The organism is Saccharothrix australiensis (assembly GCF_003634935.1).
Classification (GTDB): Bacteria; Actinomycetota; Actinomycetes; order Mycobacteriales; family Pseudonocardiaceae; genus Actinosynnema; species Actinosynnema australiense.
In genome coordinates, this window is record NZ_RBXO01000001.1 from 1,738,506 (window position 1) to 1,759,781 (window position 21,276).

General features: G+C 71.9%; 19 protein-coding genes. 15 read left to right on the top strand and 4 right to left on the bottom strand.

The genetic code is table 11. The features are described 5' to 3' along the window. Positions 1-257: 257 nt before the first annotated feature. Positions 258-1,925 carry a S8 family peptidase gene (locus C8E97_RS08200; RefSeq protein WP_121003133.1) on the bottom strand — a complete coding sequence of 556 codons (1,668 nt, stop codon included), beginning with the start codon at positions 1,923-1,925 and terminating at the stop codon, positions 258-260. Between the two features lie 259 nt (positions 1,926-2,184). On the opposite strand from C8E97_RS08200, the gene C8E97_RS08205 reads away from it, so the two are divergent. The 6 genes from C8E97_RS08205 to proB all read left to right on the top strand — a co-directional run bounded on the left by C8E97_RS08205 (position 2,185) and on the right by proB (position 9,772). Beyond that, positions 2,185-2,940, top strand: coding sequence for a TIGR03936 family radical SAM-associated protein (locus C8E97_RS08205; protein WP_121011077.1), 756 nt, complete (start codon positions 2,185-2,187; stop codon positions 2,938-2,940). Between the two features lie 173 nt (positions 2,941-3,113). Further along, positions 3,114-6,272, top strand: coding sequence for a translation initiation factor IF-2 N-terminal domain-containing protein (locus C8E97_RS08210; RefSeq protein WP_121003135.1), 3,159 nt, complete (start codon positions 3,114-3,116; stop codon positions 6,270-6,272). 225 nt (positions 6,273-6,497) lie between these two features. Next, positions 6,498-6,812, top strand: coding sequence for a 50S ribosomal protein L21 (rplU, locus tag C8E97_RS08215; protein ID WP_121003137.1), 315 nt, complete (start codon positions 6,498-6,500; stop codon positions 6,810-6,812). Between the two features lie 14 nt (positions 6,813-6,826). Then, positions 6,827-7,090 (top strand): 50S ribosomal protein L27, encoded by a 264-nt coding sequence (rpmA, locus tag C8E97_RS08220; protein ID WP_121003139.1) that lies wholly within the window; start codon positions 6,827-6,829, stop codon positions 7,088-7,090. 103 nt (positions 7,091-7,193) lie between these two features. Next, positions 7,194-8,645 carry a GTPase ObgE gene (gene obgE / locus C8E97_RS08225; protein ID WP_121003141.1) on the top strand — a complete coding sequence of 484 codons (1,452 nt, stop codon included), beginning with the start codon at positions 7,194-7,196 and terminating at the stop codon, positions 8,643-8,645. A gap of 11 nt (positions 8,646-8,656) precedes the next feature. Then, the gene (gene proB / locus C8E97_RS08230) at positions 8,657-9,772 is read left to right on the top strand and encodes a glutamate 5-kinase (protein WP_121011080.1); all 1,116 of its coding nucleotides are present in this window, start codon (positions 8,657-8,659) and stop codon (positions 9,770-9,772) included. A 165-nt stretch (positions 9,773-9,937) separates the two neighbouring features. Here proB and C8E97_RS08235 read toward each other — a convergent pair whose 3' ends face one another. From C8E97_RS08235 to C8E97_RS08245, 3 genes are all read right to left on the bottom strand, one after another. Continuing rightward, positions 9,938-11,212, bottom strand: a complete 1,275-nt coding sequence (locus C8E97_RS08235) for an MFS transporter (protein WP_121011083.1) — start codon at positions 11,210-11,212, stop codon at positions 9,938-9,940. Positions 11,213-11,420: 208 nt separating this feature from the next. After that, the gene (locus C8E97_RS08240; protein WP_121003143.1) at positions 11,421-11,963 is read right to left on the bottom strand and encodes a GNAT family N-acetyltransferase; all 543 of its coding nucleotides are present in this window, start codon (positions 11,961-11,963) and stop codon (positions 11,421-11,423) included. Continuing rightward, the gene (locus C8E97_RS08245) at positions 11,960-14,041 is read right to left on the bottom strand and encodes a RecQ family ATP-dependent DNA helicase (protein WP_121003145.1); all 2,082 of its coding nucleotides are present in this window, start codon (positions 14,039-14,041) and stop codon (positions 11,960-11,962) included. Before C8E97_RS08245 ends, C8E97_RS08240 begins: the two co-directional genes overlap by 4 nt. A 117-nt stretch (positions 14,042-14,158) precedes the next feature. Between C8E97_RS08245 and C8E97_RS08250 the strand changes: the two genes are divergently transcribed. From C8E97_RS08250 to C8E97_RS08290, 9 genes are all read left to right on the top strand, one after another. Then, on the top strand, positions 14,159-15,424 hold the full coding sequence (locus C8E97_RS08250) for a glutamate-5-semialdehyde dehydrogenase (protein ID WP_246018752.1): 1,266 nt from the start codon (positions 14,159-14,161) through the stop codon (positions 15,422-15,424). A 97-nt stretch (positions 15,425-15,521) separates the two neighbouring features. Beyond that, positions 15,522-16,706: a cytochrome P450 gene (locus C8E97_RS08255; protein WP_121003147.1), complete on the top strand. Its 1,185-nt coding sequence runs from the start codon at positions 15,522-15,524 to the stop codon at positions 16,704-16,706. A 4-nt stretch (positions 16,707-16,710) separates the two neighbouring features. Continuing rightward, positions 16,711-16,926, top strand: a complete 216-nt coding sequence (locus C8E97_RS08260; RefSeq protein ID WP_121003149.1) for a ferredoxin — start codon at positions 16,711-16,713, stop codon at positions 16,924-16,926. A 227-nt stretch (positions 16,927-17,153) separates the two neighbouring features. Then, positions 17,154-17,747 (top strand): nicotinate-nucleotide adenylyltransferase, encoded by a 594-nt coding sequence (gene nadD / locus C8E97_RS08265; protein ID WP_121003151.1) that lies wholly within the window; start codon positions 17,154-17,156, stop codon positions 17,745-17,747. A gap of 69 nt (positions 17,748-17,816) precedes the next feature. Next, positions 17,817-18,203, top strand: a complete 387-nt coding sequence (rsfS, locus tag C8E97_RS08270; protein ID WP_121003153.1) for a ribosome silencing factor — start codon at positions 17,817-17,819, stop codon at positions 18,201-18,203. Further along, the gene (locus C8E97_RS08275) at positions 18,200-18,814 is read left to right on the top strand and encodes a histidine phosphatase family protein (protein ID WP_121003155.1); all 615 of its coding nucleotides are present in this window, start codon (positions 18,200-18,202) and stop codon (positions 18,812-18,814) included. Before rsfS ends, C8E97_RS08275 begins: the two co-directional genes overlap by 4 nt. Then, positions 18,811-19,542, top strand: coding sequence for a diglucosylglycerate octanoyltransferase (octT, locus tag C8E97_RS08280; RefSeq protein ID WP_246018755.1), 732 nt, complete (start codon positions 18,811-18,813; stop codon positions 19,540-19,542). The genes C8E97_RS08275 and octT overlap by 4 nt, the downstream gene beginning before the upstream one ends. Before the next feature lie 11 nt (positions 19,543-19,553). Then, positions 19,554-20,387, top strand: a complete 834-nt coding sequence (locus tag C8E97_RS08285) for a DegV family protein (protein WP_121003159.1) — start codon at positions 19,554-19,556, stop codon at positions 20,385-20,387. Positions 20,388-20,472: 85 nt separating this feature from the next. Further along, the gene (locus C8E97_RS08290) at positions 20,473-21,201 is read left to right on the top strand and encodes a ComEA family DNA-binding protein (protein ID WP_121003161.1); all 729 of its coding nucleotides are present in this window, start codon (positions 20,473-20,475) and stop codon (positions 21,199-21,201) included. The last annotated feature ends 75 nt before the right edge of the window (positions 21,202-21,276 follow it).

The window sequence follows — 21,276 nt, forward strand, 5'->3', positions numbered from 1 at the left end:
CCCGTGCCTTCCCAGCACCGCGCCTCCCGGTGGCGGGCTGAAAGGTGCCTCGGCCAGCGGTTGAAAGGCGTATTTCAGAGGCCACCTGCCGGCGACCAAGGAGGCGAGCGTCAGAGGCCGCTGTGGTCGTCACCACGATGAGCCGACGCCTGGACGCGTGGCAGACCGGGTGGAAAGGACGACCGGGTCGTGTGGCGTGAGGGTGCCGAATCCGGAGGGTGGCTTCAGACTGGTCTGGTCACTCGGACGTGGGTCACCTAGTTGGCCGCGTTCCCTGCGACGCCCACCTTGCCGCCAACGCCCATTTTGCCGTTAGTGTCCGATTTGCCTTCAGTGTCCGGCTTGCCACCCGCGTCGGGTTTCCCGCCGGCATCCGCCTTGCCCCCGACCTCGGCCCCGCCCCCGATCGCAGCGCCGCCCTCGGCCTTCCCATCGTCCTTCACCGTGCCAGGCCCCTGCACTGCGGCCTCCGCGTTCACCAACCCGTGCCCGTAGAAGCCGTTGTACTCCGAATACCCGGTGCAGTAAGCGTCCTGCACCCCGGTCCCACTGAGGTCGTAATCGGCCGGGCACGGGAGCGTCTCCGCCTGCGAGTTCAGCATCCGGCTCAACTCACCCACCGTCGCGCTCGGGTGCGTCGAAGCTAGCAACGCCGCCACCCCGGAAACATGCGGCACCGCCATGGAAGTCCCGCACGAGTAGTCATAACCCGAAGGCACGGTGGACAGCACGCAAGCGGGCCCCTCCTCCGGCGACTGCTTGCGATCGCCGCCGGGAGCCGTCACATCGACCGCGCCCAGCCCGTAAGAGCTGTACCCGGCCTTCACCTTGGCCGTCCCGACCGACGACACGGCCACCACGTTCCGCAACTGCGCGGGCAGCACCAGGCACGTGTTGTCCACCGGCCGCGGCTTGAGGTCCTCCGGAGCCGCGTTGGTGGGGCTCTGGGTGTCCCGCCCGGACTTGGACAGGTCGACGGCCCCGTTGCCCGTCGCCGCCACGGTCAGCACGCCGCGCCCGTTCGCGTAGTCGACGGCCCGCCGCACGGCCTCGTACACGACCGCCTGGCCGGCCTGGTTCTGGCAGGTGAACACCCAGGGGTCGATGAAGTAGCTGTTGTTGGTGATGGTCATCCCCTGTGCGGCAGCCCACATGAACCCGCACACCGCGTACTCGGGGTAGATGAACCCGTCGTCGTCCACGACCTTCACCGACGCGATCCGCACGCCCGGCGCCACGCCCGTGGTGCCCAGCCCGTCGTCCGCCGCCGCGATGGTGCCCGCCACGTGCGTCCCGTGCGCGGACGTCGTGGGCGACCAGGCGGCGGGTGCGGGATTCGCCACACCGGTCGTGCAGCCCGCCGACAGCGCCGGGTCCAGTGCGCCCACCAGGTCCGGGTGGGTCGGGTCGATGCCCGAGTCCAGGACGCCCACGACCACGTCGCGGCTGCCCCGGCTGATCGCGTGGGCCTCGGCGGCCCGGATCATGTCCATGTCCCACTGCTGGGCGGTGAGGTCGGCCGCACCGGTCGGGAACGACCTGGACGCCGACGTCTCGTCGTCCTTCTTCCGGGCGGGCGCCCCGGTGTGCTTGGACAGGCCCTCGGCCTGCGCGCTGTAGGCCCGGCCGAAACCGATCTTGCGGCCGAAGCCGGGGTCGGCCGACACCGCCACGGCCACGCCGATCTGCGGGTAGTAACCGGTGATCAGGCCGCACGCCCGCGTGATCGCCGCGTCGGCCAGCGGCTCGGCGGTGCCGGGCGCGAGCACCACCAGGTACCGCAGCGTGGGACCCGGTTGGACGCAGCCGGAGACGGCGGACGGCTCGTGTTCCGGCACGGTGGCGTGCGCGGGCGTCGCGGTGCTGCCGGTCGCGAGCAGCGCCGCGCCGACCGCGACCGCTCCGACGCGGCGGAGCAGAGGCACGGGGGACCTCCAGTGCTGGGCCACCGATCGACCACGGCGGCGGCCGTCAACGGGATCTCTGTCGCCGGACGGTAGCCAGGCGCGGCGAACCAGACAAGCTCAACGGTGTCGAAGGCCACCAAGGTACCGTCCCGCTGGAGTAGAAGCGTGGACCGTTGGGGTGCTCACCCCGACGGATCACCACCCGTACCCAAGGGGAGTAGCACTGAGCCGCCAGCAGCAGCCCAACCCGTCGGCCGCACCGGTCCAGAAGCTCCGGCTGCGCTACGCCAAGCGCGGTCGGTTGCGGTTCACGTCGCACCGCGACATCGCGCGCACCTTCGAACGCGCCCTCCGGCGGGCGGGCGTGCCGATGGCCTACTCGCAGGGTTTCAGCCCGCACCCGAAGGTCTCCTGGGTCGGCGCCGCGCCGACCGGCGTGGCCAGCGAGGCCGAGTACGTCGAGGTCCAGGTCGTGGAGCCGGTCGACCCGGACGCGCTGCGGACCGCGTTGGACGCCGTGCTGCCGCCGGGCCTGGACGTGGTCGAGGTGGTGCAGGCCGCGGGCGGCACGCTGCCCGAGCGCATCGAGGCGAGCGCCTGGCAGGTGGAACTGCCCGGCATCTCACCCGAACAGTTGAACGACGCCGTGACGGCGTTCCTCGCGGCGGACTCCGTCGAGGTGGAACGGCTCACGAAGGACGGCAAGAAGGTGATCGACGTCCGGCCCGCCGTGGTGTCCGCCACCGTGCGGTCCGCCGAGCCGGAGGCGCCTGGGTCACCCCAGGTCGGGGTGCATTCGAGCGACGCGGGACACGATGCACGGGATTTGTCACAACCGTGTGGGATACTCGTGACGGTCGTACGGCAGACAACGCCTACCGTTCGACCCGACGACGTGCTGAGCGCGCTCCGAGTCGTCGCCGACCTGGTTCCGCCGGTGCCCGCGAAGGCGACCCGGATGGCGCAGGGGCGGCTCGACGACCAAGGCCACTTGGTCGACCCGCTCGCCCCTGACCGGGCGGCGGAGGTCTGATCCGGCTGCCGCCGGAGCGGCGCTGACGGCGTCGTCGCGGGAGAAAGGCCCTGCTGTGCCGTGCGCACAGCGTGAAACACAGGATTCCCGCCGCCAGCCGCGGCGGTGAGTGGACAAGAGAGGCCCCTGCGCGGCCGCGTCTCCCCAGACGCGCCCGGGGGCGGAGGAGCTGCATGTCGAACACGAACAAGCCCGCCGGCGCCGGCGGGGGTAACGCCACATCCGCGCACCCCGCGCTGGCGGATCTGCCGGCCAAGCTGCGCGTGCACGCGCTGGCGAAGCTGCTGGGCACCAGCAGCAAGGACGTCGTGGCGGCGCTCGCCGACCTGGGCGAGACCGTCAAGGGCGCCCAGTCCAGCGTGAGCCGCGATCTGGCGCTCAAAGTCGCCGAGAGCCTGCTGAACTGGGACGACATCGTCACCGGCGAGGTCGACGAAGCCACCGAGGAACCGGCCGTGCCGGTCCGCGAGGCCGCCGCGCTCGCGCCGCTGTTCGCGCCGCCGTCCGCGGTGTTCCTGCCGCCCACCCCGGTCGCCGCCCCGGCGCCCGTCGTGGTGGAGGAGGAGCCCGAGGAGGAGCACGCCGAGGACGCGTCCGCCGACGACGCCGGTGACGAGGGCGAAGGCCGCCGCCGCCGTCGTCGTGGCCGGCGTGGTCGCGGTCGGGGCAAGGGCGTGGGTGAGGACGGTCACGGCGACGACGAGTCCGCCGAGGAGCCCGCCGAGGCGGAGGCCGAGGAGCCCGCCGCCGAGGAGGAGGGCCCGTCGGACGAGGAGTCGGACGGCGGCACCAGCCGTCGCCGCCGCCGTCGTCGGCGCCGCAAGGTCGGCGCGGACGACGAGGCCGCGCCCAGCGAGGACGACCCGCCGAACACCGTCGTGCACGTCCGCGAGGTCCGCGACGCGCGGGACGACAAGGCCGACTCCGAAGCCGCCCAGAACGAGGTGCGCAGCGTGCGCGGCTCGACCCGGCTGGAGGCCAAGCGCCAGCGCCGCCGGGACGGCCGCGAGGCCGGTCGCCGGCGTGCCCCGGTGCTGTCCGAGTCCGAGTTCCTGGCGCGCCGCGAGGCCGTCGAGCGCACGATGGTGGTCCGCGAGCGCGGCGACCGCACCCAGATCGGTGTCCTGGAGGACGGCGTGCTCGTGGAGCACTTCGTGACCTCGGCCGGCACCGGTTCGCTGGTCGGCAACGTCTACCTGGGCCGCGTGCAGAACGTCCTGCCCTCGATGGAGGCGGCGTTCATCGACATCGGCCGCGGCCGGAACGCGGTGCTGTACGCGGGCGAGGTCGACTGGGACGCGGCCGGCCTGGAGGGCAAGGCGCGCAAGATCGAGCAGGCGCTCTCCACCGGCGACAGCGTCCTGGTGCAGGTCACCAAGGACCCGGTCGGCCACAAGGGTGCCCGCCTGACCACGCAGATCAGCCTGCCCGGCCGGTTCCTGGTGTACGTGCCGGGCGGCGGCGCGACGGGCATCAGCCGCAAGCTGCCCGACAACGAGCGCAAGCGGCTCAAGGACATCCTCAAGCGCGTCGTCCCCGAGGACGCCGGCGTGATCATCCGCACCGCCTCGGAGGGCATCGCCGAGGAGGAGCTGGCCCGCGACGTGACGCGCCTCCAGGCGCAGTGGCAGGTCATCAAGGAGAAGGCCGACGTGCCCAAGGCGCAGGCGCCGCAGCTGCTGTACGAAGAGCCGGACCTGCTGGTGAAGGTCGTGCGCGACCTGTTCACCGAGGACTTCTCGGCGCTCATCGTCCAGGGTGCGGACGCGTGGGACACGATCGACGCCTACGTGCGCCACGTGGCGCCCGACCTCCAGGACCGGCTGCGCAGGCACGTCGGCAACAACGACGTGTTCGTCGAGCACCGCATCGACGAGCAGCTGCTCAAGGCGCTGGACCGCAAGGTCTGGCTGCCGTCCGGCGGCTACCTGGTGATCGACCGGACCGAAGCGATGACGGTCATCGACGTGAACACCGGCAAGTTCACCGGATCGGGTGGCAACCTCGAGGAGACGGTGACCCGCAACAACCTGGAGGCGGCGGAGGAGATCGTCCGCCAGCTCCGGCTGCGGGACGTCGGCGGCATCATCGTGATCGACTTCATCGACATGGTCCTGGAGTCGAACCGCGACCTGGTGCTGCGCCGGCTGACCGAGTGCCTCGGCCGTGACCGGACGCGCCACCAGGTGGCTGAGGTGACGTCGCTCGGCCTGGTCCAGATGACCCGCAAGCGGGTCGGTACGGGCCTGCTGGAGGCGTTCTCGACCACGTGCGAGCACTGCCGCGGGCGTGGCCTGGTCGTGTCGACCGAGCCGGTCCACTCGCACGGCCCGGCCAACGGCCAAGGCCAGCAGCAACAGCAGCAGGGCGGTCGCAAGTCCCGGCGCGGCAAGGCCGTGGAGGCGCCCGAGCCGGTGGCCGAGGTCGTGGTCGAGCCGACGGAGGAGCCCGAGGCGGTCGCCGAGCAGCCCGCGTCGGAGGAGCCGATCGCGGCTGTCGTGGAGGAGGCGGCCGTCGAGCCCAAGCGCGAACGCCGCCAGCGCCGCCGCGCCCGCCGGGAGGCCGGTGCGGTGGTCCGCCACGAGAGCGCGGGCGGGCAGCCCGTGGACGCCGGCACGACTCAGGCGGACGCGGAAGCCCAGGCCGGGCGGGGGACGGACGAGCCCGGTCGGGCCGCGCGGAGCGAGGGCGAGCGCCCGGCCGCCGAGCCCGCTGTGACCGAGCCCGCTGTGACCAAGCAGACTAAGCAGGCTGTGACCGAGCAGGCCGTGACCGAGCCGGTGGCCACCGAAGCTGCGGCTGTCGAGCCCGCCGCTGTCGAGCCCACGGCCACCGGGTCCGCGGCCACCGGGTCCGAGGCGGTCCGGCCCGGCGCCGAGCCCACCGCGGTCGAACGGCCCGAGCCGGTCGCGGCCCGGACGGACTCGCCGGCCACGTCGGCCGCCGAGCCTGGTGTCGTCGCCGAGCCCGGTGCGGCCCAGCCCGCCGCAGGCGAGTCCGCCGCGGTCGAGTCCGGTGTGACCCAGTCCGGTGCGACCCAGCCCGGCTCGGTCCAGTCCGGGCCCGTCCAGCCCGTCGCGCCCGCTCGGCAGGAGGTGGCAGCGGCCGAGGTCCCGCCCACCGCACCCGAGCCGTCCGTCCGGCCCGACGCGGGCGAACCGGCGGCCGAGCCGCACATCGCGCCGCCCACCCAGGTCGGCACGGCGGAGGCCAACGCGGCCGACCAGTCGCTGAACGGCCACGGCGAGCCCGTGGCGGCCACCCGCCGCCGTCCGCGCCGAGCCGCCTCACGGCCCGCCGGCCCGCCGCTGGGCGCGGTCAAGGAGAGCTGAACCGCCACCGGGTGTGGCCTCGGGGAACCGGGGCCACACCGGCGGTGAGCTGCGCGAACGGGTCGGACCCACCCCGGTTTGACCCCGCAGTCCACCGCCACGTAACCTGATACACGGCCCGCCGTCCGGTGGGTCCTGTCGTGCGAAGCCCAGTTTCCGCGAATATCCGTGGCACTGCGGCGCGCGTGGCCCCGTCCCGTCGAGTAGCAGGAGACTTCCGTCCCGATGTACGCGATCGTCAAGACCGGCGGCAAGCAGTACAAGGTGGCTGTCGGCGACGTCATCGAGGTCGAGAAGCTCGAGGGCGAGCCGGACACCGAGATCACGTTCGCGGCGCCGCTCCTCGTGGTGGACGGCTCTGACGTCACCTCCGCCGCCGACGCCCTGGCGAAGATCTCGGTGACCGGCAAGGTCGTCGAGCAGACCAAGGGTCCCAAGATCCGCATCCACAAGTTCAAGAACAAGACCGGCTACCACAAGCGCCAGGGTCACCGCCAGAAGCTGACCCGCGTCGAGGTCACCGGCATCACCGGTAAGTGAGGATCTGACTAGCCATGGCACACAAGAAGGGTGCATCCAGCTCCCGCAACGGCCGTGACTCGAACCCCCAGTACCTCGGGGTCAAGCGGTTCGGCGGTCAGGTCGTCAAGGCCGGCGAGATCCTGATCCGCCAGCGCGGCACCAAGTTCCACCCCGGCGTGAACGTCGGTCGCGGCAAGGACGACACCCTGTTCGCCCTCACCCCCGGTGCGGTCGAGTTCGGCGTCAAGCGCGGCCGCAAGACCGTGAACATCGTCCCGGTCGAGTCCGCCGCCTGAGTACGTCCCTTCTGAGCGCCGTGTGTCCGCGGGAATGCGCGGACCACGGCGCTCAGTAGTGTTTAGAGAGTCAGTCCGCACCTAGCGCTTGGAAGTGATTCCCGTGTCCCGTTTTGTCGACCGGGTGGTGATCCACGTTGCCGCCGGCGATGGCGGTAACGGGGTCGCCTCCGTGCACCGCGAGAAGTTCAAGCCGTTGGGCGGCCCCGACGGGGGCAACGGCGGCAAGGGCGGCGACGTCGTCCTGGTCGTCGACTCGCAGGTGCACACCCTGCTGGACTTCCACTTCCGCCCGAACGCGTCCGCCGGCAACGGCAAGGGCGGCCAGGGCGGCAACCGCGACGGCGCGAACGGCGCGGACCTGGAGCTGCGCGTGCCCGACGGCACCGTGGTCCTCACGCCCGAGGGTGAAGTCCTGGCGGACCTCACCGGCGAGGGCACGCGGCTCATCGCCGCCCAGGGCGGTCGCGGCGGGCTGGGCAACGCGTCCCTCGCCTCCAAGGCGCGGAAAGCCCCCGGCTTCGCCCTGCTGGGTGAACCCGGCGAGGAGCACGACCTCGTCCTGGAGCTGAAGTCCGTCGCCGACGTCGGCCTGCTCGGCTTCCCGTCGGCGGGCAAGTCGTCGCTGATCTCGGTGCTGTCCGCGGCCAAGCCGAAGATCGCCGACTACCCGTTCACCACGCTGGTGCCCAACCTGGGCGTGATCACCGGCGGCGACACCATCTTCACGATGGCCGACGTGCCCGGCCTGATCCCCGGCGCGTCCGAGGGCAAGGGCCTCGGCCTGGACTTCCTGCGCCACATCGAGCGCTGCGCGGTGCTCGTGCACGTGGTCGACTGCGCCACCTACGAAGCCGGCCGCGACCCGCTGTCCGACATCGACGCGCTGGAAGCCGAACTCGCGAAGTACACCCCGTCGCTGGCCGACGACCTGGCCGAGCGCCCGCGCGTGGTGGTGCTGAACAAGATCGACATCCCGGAGGCGCGGGACTTGGCGGAGATCGTGCGCCCCGACATCGAGGCCCGCGGGCTGCCGGTGTTCGAGGTGTCCACGGCCAGCCGGGAGGGCTTGCGCGAACTGACCTTCGCGCTGGCCCGCGTGGTCGAGGAGTACCGGGCGTCGCGCCCCAAGCAGGAGGCGACCCGGATCGTGCTGCGGCCGACCGCCGTGGACGACGCGGGCTTCACCGTGGTCGAGGACCCGCAGGAACCGGGCGGGTTCATCGTGCGCGGCGAACGCCCCGAGCGGTGGATCCGCCAGACCGACTTCAGCAACGACGAGGCCGTCGGCTACCTCGCGGACCGGCTGGCCCGGTTGGGCGTCGAGGACGTGCTGGTCAAGAAGGGCGCGGTGCCCGGCTGCCAGGTCACCATCGGCGACCTGGTGTTCGACTGGGAACCGTCCACGCCGGCCGGTATCGCGATGACGATGACCGGTCGCGGCACGGACGCCCGGCTGGAGGCCAACCACCGCGTCGGCGCGTCCGAGCGGTTGGCGGCGAAGAAGGCGCGGCGGCTGCCCGGCGACTATGAGGACTTCGAAGAGGACGAGTGATCGGGTCGGAGTTGTCCCTGGCCCGGCAGGCTGTGTCGGCGGCGGGCCGGGTCGTGGTGAAGGTCGGGTCGTCGTCGCTGACCACGGCCGAGGGCGGCCTGGACCGCTCCCGGCTGGACGCCCTGGTGGACGCCGTCGCCGCCCGCTGCGCGGCGGGCAGCCAGGTGGTGCTCGTGTCGTCCGGTGCGATCGCGGCCGGCCTGGCGCCCCTCGGCGTGCCCCGGCGGCCCCGTGACCTGGCGACCCAGCAGGCGGCGGCGAGCGTCGGGCAGCTCACGCTGGCGCACGCCTACGCGAACTCGTTCGGCCGGTACTCGCTGACCGTCGGCCAGGTCCTGCTCACCGCGGACGACGTGGTGCGCCGCTCGCACTACCGCAACGCGCAGCGCACCTTCTCCCGCCTGCTGGCCCTGGGCGCGGTGCCGGTGGTGAACGAGAACGACACCGTCGCCACCGAGGAGATCCGGTTCGGCGACAACGACCGGCTGGCCGCGCTGGTGGCGCACCTGGTCGGGGCGGACGCCCTGGTCCTGCTGTCCGACGTCGACGCCCTGTACGACGGCGATCCCCGGCTCCCCGGCGCACAACGCGTTACCGAGGTGACCGGCGCGGCCGACGTAGACGGTGTGCGGGCGGGCTCGGTCGGCGCGTCCGGTCTCGGCACCGGCGGAATGGCCTCCAAGCTCGCCGCTGCGCGCCTGGCGGCGTCGGCGGGTGTTCCGGTGCTGCTCGCGGGTGCGGCGGACGCCGTGCGAGCCCTCGGCGCGGCGGACGTCGGCACGGCGTTCGCGACCACCGGACCACGGCTGTCGGCGCGCCGCTTCTGGCTCGGCCACGCCGCCGACGCGACCGGCCGGCTCACCCTGGACGACGGCGCGGTGGCGGCGGTCGTCGGCCGCCGCCGGTCACTGCTCGCGGCCGGCATCACCTCGGTCGAGGGCGTGTTCGAGGCGGGCGACGTGGTCGAGCTGGTCGACCTGTCCGGCCGGGTGGTCGCGCGCGGCGTGGTCGGCTTCGACGCGGGTGAGCTGCCCGCGCTGATCGGCCGGTCGAGCCACGACCTGCCCGCCGAACAACGCCGCGAGGTCGTCCACGCCGACGACCTCGTCCCGCTGCCGACGCAGTAGCGAACCCTCTGACGGCGCTCGCGGAAAACACGAACAGCGGCCCGTTCCGGCCGACCTTGGCGCGCTGATCGGAACGCGGGCGAGGACCGTGCCCGTGGAGGCGCCCGGTGCCGGCGACCGGGTGCCGGGAACCCGCCACGACGTGCCGGACCTGAGGGGCACGCCTCAGCGCAACTCGCTGTTCCTCGTTTCGGGCAACGTGAGGATGACCGCGAACGCGATCGCCGCGGCCACCGCCACGTACCAGAAGAACGTCGTGCCCGGCAGGATCTTGATGACCAGCGGAGCCGTGCCGCCGAACAACGCGACCGTCAGGTTGTACCAGGCGCCGATCCCCAACCCCCGCAGCTCGGTCGGGAACAGCTCGCTCATCACGGCGGGCGCGATCGACGTCATCGCCGTGTAGAGCCCGAGCCCCACGCAGAACACCACGACCAACCCGCCGAGGCCGGGCCCGATCAACGCCGACAACGGCACGACCAGCGCCGCCGTCGCCGCCGACCACACCAGCAGCTGCGGCTTGCGCCCGATCCGGTCCGACAGCGCACCCATCGGGTACTGGAGGGCGATGAACAGGACCGTGGCGATGGACAAGGCCAGGAACACGTCCACCGGGTCCGCCTTGCGCGTGGTCACCGCGAACGGCGTCAGCGCGCTGAAGAACGTGTAGTAGCACAACGTGGACAGCATGCTGAAGCCCACCAACCGCCCCACTGCCTTGGGATGGTGCCGCAACGTCGCCACCAACGGCCGCCGCAGCTGCACGGCCTTGCCGCGGTTGTGGGAGAACTGCTCGGTCTCCTCCAGATCCCGCCGCAACCACAAGCCGACCAGGCCCAGCACACCACCGACCAGGAACGGGATCCGCCACCCGTAGGACGCGAGGTCCGCGTGGTCCATCGTCCGGGCCAGCGTGAACCCGAGCAACGAAGCCACCAACAACGCGACACCGGTCGAGATGTAGAAGAACGCCGAATACCGCCCGCGTCGCTCCGGCGGAGCGATCTCGGCGAGGTACGCCGACGCGTTCGACACCTCACCGCCCAGCGAAAGCCCCTGGGCGATCCGCGCCACCACCAGCAGGGCCGGTGCCAGCCACCCGACCTGGGCGTAGGTCGGCAGCACCGCGATCGCCACCGACCCGCCCGCCATCAGCACGATGGTGAAGATCATCGCCGTGCGCCGCCCGCGCACGTCGGCGAACCGCCCGAGCAGGTAGCCGCCGAGCGGCCGGAAGAAGAACGCCAAGGCGTACGTCGCCAGGGTGTTGATCAACGCCAGTTGCTCGTTGTCCTTCGGGAAGATCTGGGTCGCGAAGTAGATGCTGAAGGTCGCGTAGATGGTCCAGTCGTACCACTCGATCGCGTTGCCGATGCTCGCCGCGACCAGCTTCCGGACCGGCAGCCGGTGCCGCGCCGAGCCCACCGTCGTCTCCGTCACCACCGGGCCCCCTTCCGGCGTGCGGAGGAGGAGCGCGGTCGGCCGACCGGGCCGGCCTCACGACTCCCGGCTGCCCGCCCGGCGTCGCGCGCCACCGGATCGCGCCCGATCCCCGGCACGACGATCGTGCGGACCGCTGGTCGGGTGCTCACCTCGATGGCTGCCATAGTGGGACACAACCACAAAGCATTCGCAGTGGGTAGATCCTTCACCGATTCCGTTCGATGGTCCTCCACTCCCGGTCGAGCAGGCCGAACAGCAGGTCATCGGTCCACTCGCCCTTGGCCCAGGTGTGCTCGACCAGGGTCCCTTCATGCCGGAAACCCAGCCGTGCCAACAGCTTCGCCGATCGTTCATTGCGTGCGTCGCACTCGGCGGACACCTTGTGCAGCCCGCGGTCCACGAACAGGTGCTCCAGCACGCGCCCGACCGCTTCGGTCGCGTACCCCTTGCCCTGGTGGGCCGTGGTGATGGTGTAGCCGATCTCCGCCTGCCGCCGGTTCTCGTGCAGGTTCACGCCGACATCACCGATCAGCATCCCGCCCACGTCGATGGCGTACTGGAACCAACCCGGCTCGACCGGGTCCAAGCCCGCCATCTCCCGCATGAACTCCTCGGCCACCGCCGGCGGGAACGGTGGTTCCCACGATTGGTAGCGCGCCACCTCCGGGTCCGACCGGTACGCGGCGAACGCCGCAGCGTCGTCCGGCCGGAACCGGCGCAGCGCCAACCGGTCCGTCCGCAGCGTCACGCCGTCACCGCCAACGCGAACGGCAGCACGGCCGGCGCTCCCGCCCGCCGCAGCAGCCGCGCCGCGACGGTCATCGTCCAGCCGGTGTCGATCTGGTCGTCCACCAACAACACCGGTCCGTCGACAGTGGACAGATCGGGCGCATCCGTGGATCGCACCAGCCCGGCCAACCGCTGCGCGCTGTTCGCCCGTCGCGGAGACTCGCCCAGCCACACCTGGCCCAGCAGCGGCAACCGGCCGACGGTCGAGATGCGCCGCCCGAAACTGCCCACCAACTCCGGGCGACCGCGCGAGCCGACCGTCACGACACCCACCGGCCGCTCCGACCAACCCCATGCGGACAACACCTTCACGCACGCGGCGAAAACGTCATCCGGCACCTCCTGGTCCTCGCCCGCGAACAGCGACCGCAGCCGGTTACCCCACCCGATGTCGGTCAGCCGCCCCAACGCCCGCCCCGTCTCGGCCGCCTCGGTCGCGGGGATGCGTCCGGACAGTCCCACCCCGACCGCCGCCATGCCGGTCGGCCACTGCTTGCGCGGCTCGACCTCCACACCGGGGCGCAGCAGCCGCTCCCGCGCCGCCGACGCGGCATCCGAGGACACCTCCGCCGACCACCGCCGCCCGGTGCAGTTGTCACACCGGCCGCACGGTGCCGCGTGCGGATCGTCCAGCTGCCGCAACAGGAACTCCATGCGACAGCCGGTGGTGGCGAGGTAGTCGAGCACCGCCTGCTGCTCGACCTTCCGCGCCTCCTCGATCCGCGCGTACCGCTCGGCGTCGTAGGACCACGGCCGCCCGGTCGACTCCCACCCGCCGCGCACCCGCCGCACCGCGCCGTCCACGTCGAGCACCTTCAGCACGACCTCCAGCCGGGTGCGCGACAACTCCACCAACGGCTCCAAGGCCGCCGTGGACAACGTGCGCCCCGCCTCGGCCAACGCGTCCAGCACCTGCCGCACGACCCGCTCCGGCGGGAACGCCAGCGACGCGAAGTACGCCCAGATGTCCCGGTCCTCAGGCCCCGGCAGCAGCAGCACCTCGGCCCGCTCCACCCCGCGGCCCGCACGCCCGATCTGCTGGTAGTACGCGATGGGGGACGGCGGTGCGCCCAGGTGCACCACGAACCCCAGGTCCGGCTTGTCGAACCCCATGCCCAGCGCCGACGTCGCCACCAACGCCTTGACGCGGTTGGCCAGGAGGTCCTCCTCGGCACGCTGCCGCTCACCCGGATCGGTGCGCCCCGAGTACGCCGCCACCGCGAACCCGCGCTCCCGCAGGAACGCCGCCACGTCGTCGGCGGAAGCCACCGTCAGCGTGTAGATGATCCCCGAGCCGGGCAGCCGCTCCAACTGCTCGGCCAGCCACCCCAACCGGGCCTCCGCGCTGGGCAGCCGGACCACTGCCAGCCGCAGGCTCTCCCGGTCCAACGGACCACGCAGCACCAGTGTGTCCGAGCCGGCTCCCAACCCGAGCTGGTCGGCCACGTCCCGCACCACCCGGTCGTTGGCCGTCGCGGTCGTCGCCAGCACCGGCACCCCAGCCGGCAGCTCCGTCAGCAACGTCCGCAGCCGCCGGTAATCGGGCCGGAAATCGTGGCCCCAATCCGAGATGCAATGCGCCTCGTCGACCACCAGCAGCCCTGCCGATGATGTCAGAGCGGGTAGGACGGAGTCACGGAAATCGGGATTGTTCAGCCTTTCCGGTGAAACCAGCAGCACGTCGACCTCACCGGCCGCCACCCGGTCCTGGACGTCCTGCCATTCGTCGGTGTTCGCGGAATTGATGGTGGCCGCGTGCACCCCGGCCCGCGCCGCCGCGGTGACCTGGTTGCGCATCAACGCCAGCAGCGGGGACACGATCACCGTGGGCCCCTCGCCCAAGGCCCGCAGCAACGCCGTGGCGATGAAGTACACCGCGGACTTGCCCCACCCCGTCCGCTGCACCACCAGCGCCCGCCGCCGCTCGGCGACCAGGGCGTGGATGGCCGCCCACTGGTCATCGCGCAGCACGGCCTCGGGGCCCGCCAGAGCCCTGAGTCGTTCCTCGGCCAGTTCGCGCAATGCCATTTCGTCCACGCGACCACGATGGCAGAGGGGTACGACAGATTCGAATCGCCGTGCTCCGCCGGTCGGCTTCCCGGCGGCTGGGAACCTCGACGACAACCACCAACGGGTGACCGTAGTCTGATTCGCGTGACTGACGACCTGCGCGAACAGGTGCACGCCGCCGCCCGGCGCGCCCGCGTCGCCGCCGATGAGCTCGTCCTGGCCACCCGCGAGCGCAAGGACGCCGCGCTGCACGAGATGGCCGCCGGCCTGCGCGCCCGTGTCCGGGAAGTCCTCGACGCCAACGCCAAGGACCTGGAAGCCGGTCGCGCGGCCGGCCTGTCCCAGGGGCTGCTGGACCGCCTCGCGCTCGACGAGAAGCGCGTCGACGGCGTCGCGAAGGGCCTGGAGACCGTGGCCGGGCTGGCCGACCCGGTGGGCGAGGTGCTGCGCGGCTCGATCCTGCCGAACGGCTTGGAGCTGCGGCAGGTGCGCGTCCCGATGGGCGTCGTCGGCATGGTCTACGAGGCGCGTCCCAACGTCACGGTCGACGCCGCCGGCCTCGCGCTGAAGTCCGGCAACGCCGTCCTGCTGCGCGGCTCGTCCTCCGCCGAGCACTCGAACGCCGCGCTGGTCGCGATCCTGCGGGACGCGCTCGAAGCCGCCGGTCTCCCCGCCGACGGCGTCCAGCTGCTGCCGTGCCACGACCGCGCCTCCGTCCGCCACCTCATCACGGCGCGCGGCCTGGTCGACCTGGTGATCCCGCGTGGCGGGGCCGGTCTGATCAACGCGGTGGTGGAGCAGGCGACCGTGCCGACGATCGAGACCGGTGTGGGCAACTGCCACGTCTACGTCGACGCGGCGGCCGACCTCGACGTGGCCGAGCGGATCGTCCTCAACTCCAAGACCCGCCGCACGAGCGTGTGCAACGCGGCCGAGTCGCTGCTGGTGCACGCGGCGGTGGCGGACGAATTCGTGCCCCGCATCACCGCCGCGCTCCAGGCGCACCGGGTCACCATCCACGGTGACGACGTGTTCGCCCGCCAGGACGGCGTCGAGCGGGCCACCGAGGAGGACTGGGGCACCGAGTACCTGTCGTCGGACATCGCCGCCAGGGTGGTCGACTCGCTGGACGAGGCCGTGCGGCACATCGCGGCCCACGGCTCCGGCCACACCGAGGCGATCGTGACCGGTGACGTCAACGCCGCACGCCGGTTCACGGCCCGCGTGGACGCGGCGGCGGTCATGGTCAACGCCTCCACCGCGTTCACCGACGGCGCGGAGTTCGGCATGGGCGCGGAGATCGGCATCTCCACCCAGAAGCTGCACGCGCGCGGCCCGATGGGGCTGTCCGAGCTGACCTCGTCGAAGTGGATCGCCTGGGGTGAGGGGCACGTGCGGCCCTCATCGTGAGCTTCGGAGCCGTAGCGGCATCACCCTGACGCGTGGACGGTGGGGATCGGCCCTCCATAGGGTTGCCGGCAAGCCTTCGCTTGCCTGGGGGTCCTCCATGGAGATCCGGCCCTACCCGTTCCCCGACCCCGACGATCTCGGCGTCAACGAGACGTACCTGGCACTCCAGCGGGACGACCCGGTGGTCCGGGTGCGGTTGCCGTACGGCGGCGAAGCGTGGCTGGCCACCCGTTATGCCGACGCGAAGGTCGTCATGGGCGACCCGAGGTTCGTCCGCGCGCCGGTCATGGACCCCCACCGGGACCCGCCGCGGACCATGCCGGAGGTGCCGCAGGTCAGCACCATCCTGAGCATGGACCCGCCGGAGCACACCAGGCTGCGCCGCATCCTGGCGAAGGCGTTCACGGCCCGCCGCACGGCGCAGTTGCGCGGGCGCGCCCAGGAGATCGTGGACGACCTGCTGGACCGGATGGAGGAGCAGGGCCCGCCCGCCGACCTGGTCGACGCGCTCGCCATGCCGGTGGCCATCACGCTGATCAGCGAGATGCTGGGCGTGCCGCGGCTGGACCGGGCGCAGTTCCGCGAGTGGTCGGACGCGGCGGTCGCGATCACGGCGTTCACCGTCCCGGAGATCGAGGCGGCGGCCGCGTCGCTGCGGGCCTACATCCGCGACCTCGTGGAGGACAAGCGGAGGAACCCGGCCGACGACATGCTCACCGTGCTGGTCACCGCGCACGACGAGGAGGACCGCCTCAGCGAAGAGGAGCTGGTGTCGTTCGGCGTGACGCTGCTCATCGCGGGCCACGAGACGACCGGCAGCGAGATCGGCAACTTCGTCTACCAGCTGCTGACCAGGCCCGAGCGGCTCGCCGAGGTGCGCGCGGACCCGTCACTGCTGCCTGCGGCGATCGAGGAGCTGCTGAGGTTCACCAAGCTCTCCGGCGCGCCCGCGTTCCCCCGGTTCGCCACCGAGGACGTCGAACTCGGTGGGGTGACCATCGCGGCGGGCGAGGCGGTGTTCGTGGACGGGCTGGTCGCCAACCGCGACCCGTCGGTCTTCGAGAACCCCCACGAACTGGACTTCCACCGCTCCGAGAACCCGCATTTCGCCTTCGGTCACGGCGTGCACCACTGCATCGGCGCGCCACTGGCGCGGATGGAGCTCCAGGTTTCCATCAGCACGCTCCTCAGGCGGTTCCCGAACCTCCGTTTGGCGGGTGACGTGACCATCAAGAAGGGCAGACTGGTCCGCGGACCGCACAGCCTTCCGGTGAGGTGGTAGCCCGATGGGCAGGTGGAGCGTCGAGGTCGACAGTGCCGCGTGCATCGGTTCGGGGATGTGCGCGGGGATGGCGCCGGACCACTTCCGCCTGGAAGGGAGCACCGCCACGCCGGTGAGCCGGTTGGTCGAACCGGACGACGTGGTCGTCGACGCGGCGGAGTCGTGTCCGATGGAGGCCATTCTGGTGCGTGACTCCGACGGCTCGAAGCTGGCCCCGTAAGGCCCTGTGACCAGCGTCACCTCGATTGGTCGAAGAATCTCGCCGGGCTGGCGTCATGTCCGCGCGCCGGCCGTATCTCACTGTTGCGCGGCTCTGATTCGGGGTGGGCCGCGCTCCGCGGAGGCGGCCTCCTCCCCTAGGGCCGCAAACGGGGAGCTGAGTGCGCGGGCGGTCGTTCGGGGAGTGACTCGGTCGCCCGCGCACCACCCGAACTAGGCTCACCTCCCATGTCCAACCGCCGGATCGGCGTCATGGGTGGCACCTTCGACCCGGTGCACCACGGCCACCTCGTCGCGGCCAGTGAGGTCCAGGCGCGGTTCGAACTCGACGAAGTGATCTTCGTGCCGACGGGTCAGCCGTGGCAGAAGAGCGACCGCGAGGTCAGCGCCGCCGAGGACCGCTACCTGATGACGGTCATCGCGACCGCGTCCAACCCGAGGTTCTCCGTCAGCCGCGTCGACATCGACCGGGGCGGGCCGACCTACACGTTCGACACGCTCAACGACCTCAAGGCCACGCACCCGGAGGCCGACCTGTTCTTCATCACCGGCGCGGACGCGCTGGAACAGATTTTGTCCTGGCGACGTGCCGACGACGTGTTCGGCTTGGCCCATTTCATCGGCGTCACCCGACCGGGTTACGACCTGGACGACACCCACCTGCCGCCCGGCGCGGTGTCCCTGGTCGAGGTGCCCGCAATGGCCATCTCGTCCACCGCCGTGAGGGCGCGCACGGCCTCCGGCCTGCCGGTTTGGTACCTCGTGCCGGATGGCGTTGTGCAGTATATCTCGAAGACCGGGCTTTACTCGGTGCCGGACTGACGCCGGACGCCGGTACCCTCATTGACTCGTGCGGGCGTATCGGCGCCCGCCGAGGTGATGAGGAGAAACGTGGCAGCCACCGACGAGGCACGACGGTTGGCGCTGGTCGCCGCTAACGCGGCGGCCGACAAGAAGGCGCACGACGTGATCGTGCTCGACGTGTCCGACCAACTGGTGATCACGGACGTCTTCGTGATCGCGTCCGCTCCGAACGAGCGGCAGGTCGGCGCGATCGTGGACAACATCGAGGAGAAGCTGCGCGAGGCGGGCCGCAAGCCGGTCCGCCGTGAGGGCGCGCGCGAAGGCCGCTGGGTCCTGCTGGACTTCGTGGACGTCGTGGTGCACGTCCAGCACGTCGAGGAACGCAGCTTCTACGGCCTCGAACGGCTGTGGAAGGACTGCCCGCGCATCGAGTTCGACGCCGGGCCGACGGCCGACGAGGCCGCCGAGGCATGAGCCTGGACCGGCTCGTGCTGTGGCGGCACGGTGAGACCGACTACAACGCGACCGGGCGCATGCAGGGCCACCTGGACTCGGCGCTGACCGAGACCGGCTGGAACCAGGCGCGGTTCGCGGTGCCGGTGCTCGCCGGGTTCGCCCCCGAGTTGGTGGTGGCCTCCGACCTGCGGCGGGCGCGGGACACGGCGACCGTGTTCACCTCCGCCACCGGTATCGGGCTGAGGATCGACGAGCGGCTCCGGGAGACCAACCTCGGCAAGTGGCAGGGGCTGACCGGCGACGAGATCGAGGTCGAGTGGCCGGGACTGCTCGACGCGTGGCGCGCGGACGGGACCCTCGCCCCGCCTGAAGGCGAGACGCGGGTCGAGGTGGCCGAGCGCGCGCTCGCGGTGGTCGAGCAGGTGGACGTGGAGTGCTCCGGAACCGTGCTGCTGTGTGCGCACGGGGGGCTGATCAGCGCGTTGACCGGGCGGTTGCTGGAGCTGCCGGTGGACCGGTGGGCGTTGCTGGGCGGCATCGGGAACTGCCACTGGACGGTGTTCACGCGGCGACCGCAGGGCGACGGCCGTTGGCGGCTGTCGTCGTACAACGCCGGCACCACCAGGTGAGGCTGCTCGTCCTCGGTGACTCGCTGACGTTCCACGGCCCGCAGGGGCCGCTGCCCGCCGATCACCCGCGGTTGTGGCCCAACGTCGCCGCCGCTGCCTTGGACGGGCACGCGGAGCTGGCGGCGGGGTTCGGGTGGACCGCTCGGGACGCCTGGTGGGCGTTGACCGGTGACCCGCGCGTTTGGTCGTTGTTGCCGCGCACCGACGTTCTCGTGCTGGCGGTCGGGCACATGGACACGCTGCCCTCGCCGTTGCCGACGTTCCTGCGCCAGGGGTTGCGCTACCTGCGTCCCGATGGCCTGCGCCGGCGGGCCCGGAGTACCTACCGCGCACTCCAGCCTGGCCTGTCGCGGCTGTTCGGGGGCTTCCCGGTGGCCTTGCCGCCGCATCTGACGGTGCGGTACCTGGACTCGTGCGTGCGTTCCGTGCGCGCGTTGCAGCCCGGTATCCGGGCGGTCGGGATGACGCCCTCGGTGCACCGCTCTCCGGCTTATGCGAACGTGCACACAGGGCGTTCGGCCGGCGAGCGCGCGGTCCGTGCGTGGGCCTCGGGGGCCGGCGTTCCGCTGCTGGACGTGCCCGCGCTGGTGGGGGAGCACGTGCGGACCCGGCGCGGCAACCCGGACGGCATGCACTGGGGCTGGGAGGGGCATGCGCTGGTCGGCGCGGCGATGGCGGATCTCATCAGGTCCGTGGCGGTGAGCCGTTCGGGTGCCGACGAGCCGTAGTCTCGGCACTCGTGTCCACCACGATCGTCACCGACTCCACGGCGTACCTGCCGAAGGGGTTCGCCGAGCGGTACGGCATCCAGGTCGTCCCGCTGCACGTCGCGGTGGACGGCCGGAGCAGGCTCGACGGCGTCGACTTCGGTCCGGCGGAGCTGGCGGCGGCGCTGGGTGGGCACCGCCGCGTCACCACGTCCAGACCGACGCCCGGCGAGCTGGCGGAGGTGTACCGGTCGGTGCTCGGGCGGGGCGCGGAGCGGATCGTGTCGGTGCACCTGTCCCGCGAGCTGTCCGGGACGTGGGAGGCGGCCCGGCTGGCGGCCGAGGAGGTCGATCCGACGCGCATCCGCGTGGTCGACTCGCGGGCGACCGGGATGGGGCTCGGGTTCGCGGTGCTGGCCGCGTGTGCGGCGGGCGACGACGCCGAGGAGGCCGCGAGCCGCGCGGCCGAGCGAATCCGCATGTTCTTCTGCGTGGAGACCCTGGACCACCTGCGGCGGGGTGGGCGGATCGGTACGACGGCGGCCCTGGTGGGCACGGCGCTGGCGGTCAAGCCGCTGCTGCACGTGGACGACGGTCGGATCGTGCCCCTGGAGAAGGTCCGGACGACGAGCCGCGCGATCGGCCGCCTGGTCGACCTGGCCGCTTCGGCGGCGGGTTCCGGCCCGGTCGGTCTGGCGGTGCACCACCTGGCGGCTCCGGAGCGGGCGGCGGAGCTGGCGATGCTGCTGGACGAACGGGTCCCGGCCTCGTCCGGCTGCCTGATCTCCGAGGTCGGGGCCGTGATCGGCGCGCACACCGGCCCCGGCGTGCTGGGTGTCGTCGTCCTGCCCGGCGGGTACGAGTAGCCGAGTTATCCACAGCCCTGGACTTTGTCCACAGATCCAAAACCACCGCTGTGCCCCGCCCCGCCCCCTCCCTAATGTCGACCACATGTTCGACAACAACCCGGATCCCACATCAGCCCGACTCGACGCCCTGATCGCCAAGGCCAAGGGCAGGCACCGAGCCGAGGACGGCCCACTGGTCGTCTTCGCTTCCTCGGCCGGCGGAACCGATCCGCCCGGTCGGTTGCGCGGTCTCCTGGGCCGCCTGCCGCGCCGTCGGCTGTCCGTGCCACCGTCGATCCGCCGCCCGGCCGTCTACGCGGGGTTGCTGGCAGGCGTGGCGCTGGCTGTCGCGCTCAGCCTGTGGTGGCAACGTCCCGAGCCCGAGCCGCCACCCGCTCTCGCGGTCGCCGCGGCCGAGGTGACCAAGGTGCCCGAGCACGTGGTGGTCAACGTCGTGGGCGAGGTGCCCAAGCCCGGCCTGGTGACGGTCACCAGCGGTGCGCGCGTCGCCGAGGCGGTGCTGGCCGCGGGCGGTGCCCACCCCGACGCCGACCTCCGCGGCCTGAACCTCGCCCGGCGCGTCACCGACGGTGAGCAGATAGCCGTCGGCATTCCGGTCGAGAGCCAGGCTTCCCACCCGGCACCCGTCAGCCTCAACACCGCGACGAAGGAGCAATTGGACGAACTGCCCGGCATAGGGCCGGTGACCGCTCAACGAATTGTGGAACGCCGCCTGAAACGCGGCCCGTTCACCGCCATCGAACAATTAGGTGAAATCGAAGGAATAGGAGACGCCAAGCTGGCCAAACTGAGCGCCCTCGTCCGCCTCTGACCCGTCTGTCCCACCCCGCCACCTTTCCGCCAGCCCAGAGTCACCGCACCCGCCACCTTGTCCCGACCCATCACG

What these genes read in the sequence shown, in the direction of transcription:
- C8E97_RS08210 (WP_121003135.1), top strand. Translation starts at nt 3,114, where the DNA reads ATGTCGAACACGAACAAGCCCGCCGGCGCCGGCGGGGGTAACGCCACA.
- rplU (WP_121003137.1), top strand. Translation starts at nt 6,498, where the DNA reads ATGTACGCGATCGTCAAGACCGGCGGCAAGCAGTACAAGGTGGCTGTC.
- rpmA (WP_121003139.1), top strand. Translation starts at nt 6,827, where the DNA reads ATGGCACACAAGAAGGGTGCATCCAGCTCCCGCAACGGCCGTGACTCG.
- C8E97_RS08255 (WP_121003147.1), top strand. Translation starts at nt 15,522, where the DNA reads ATGGAGATCCGGCCCTACCCGTTCCCCGACCCCGACGATCTCGGCGTC.
- C8E97_RS08260 (WP_121003149.1), top strand. Translation starts at nt 16,711, where the DNA reads ATGGGCAGGTGGAGCGTCGAGGTCGACAGTGCCGCGTGCATCGGTTCG.
- nadD (WP_121003151.1), top strand. Translation starts at nt 17,154, where the DNA reads ATGTCCAACCGCCGGATCGGCGTCATGGGTGGCACCTTCGACCCGGTG.
- C8E97_RS08275 (WP_121003155.1), top strand. Translation starts at nt 18,200, where the DNA reads ATGAGCCTGGACCGGCTCGTGCTGTGGCGGCACGGTGAGACCGACTAC.
- C8E97_RS08290 (WP_121003161.1), top strand. Translation starts at nt 20,473, where the DNA reads ATGTTCGACAACAACCCGGATCCCACATCAGCCCGACTCGACGCCCTG.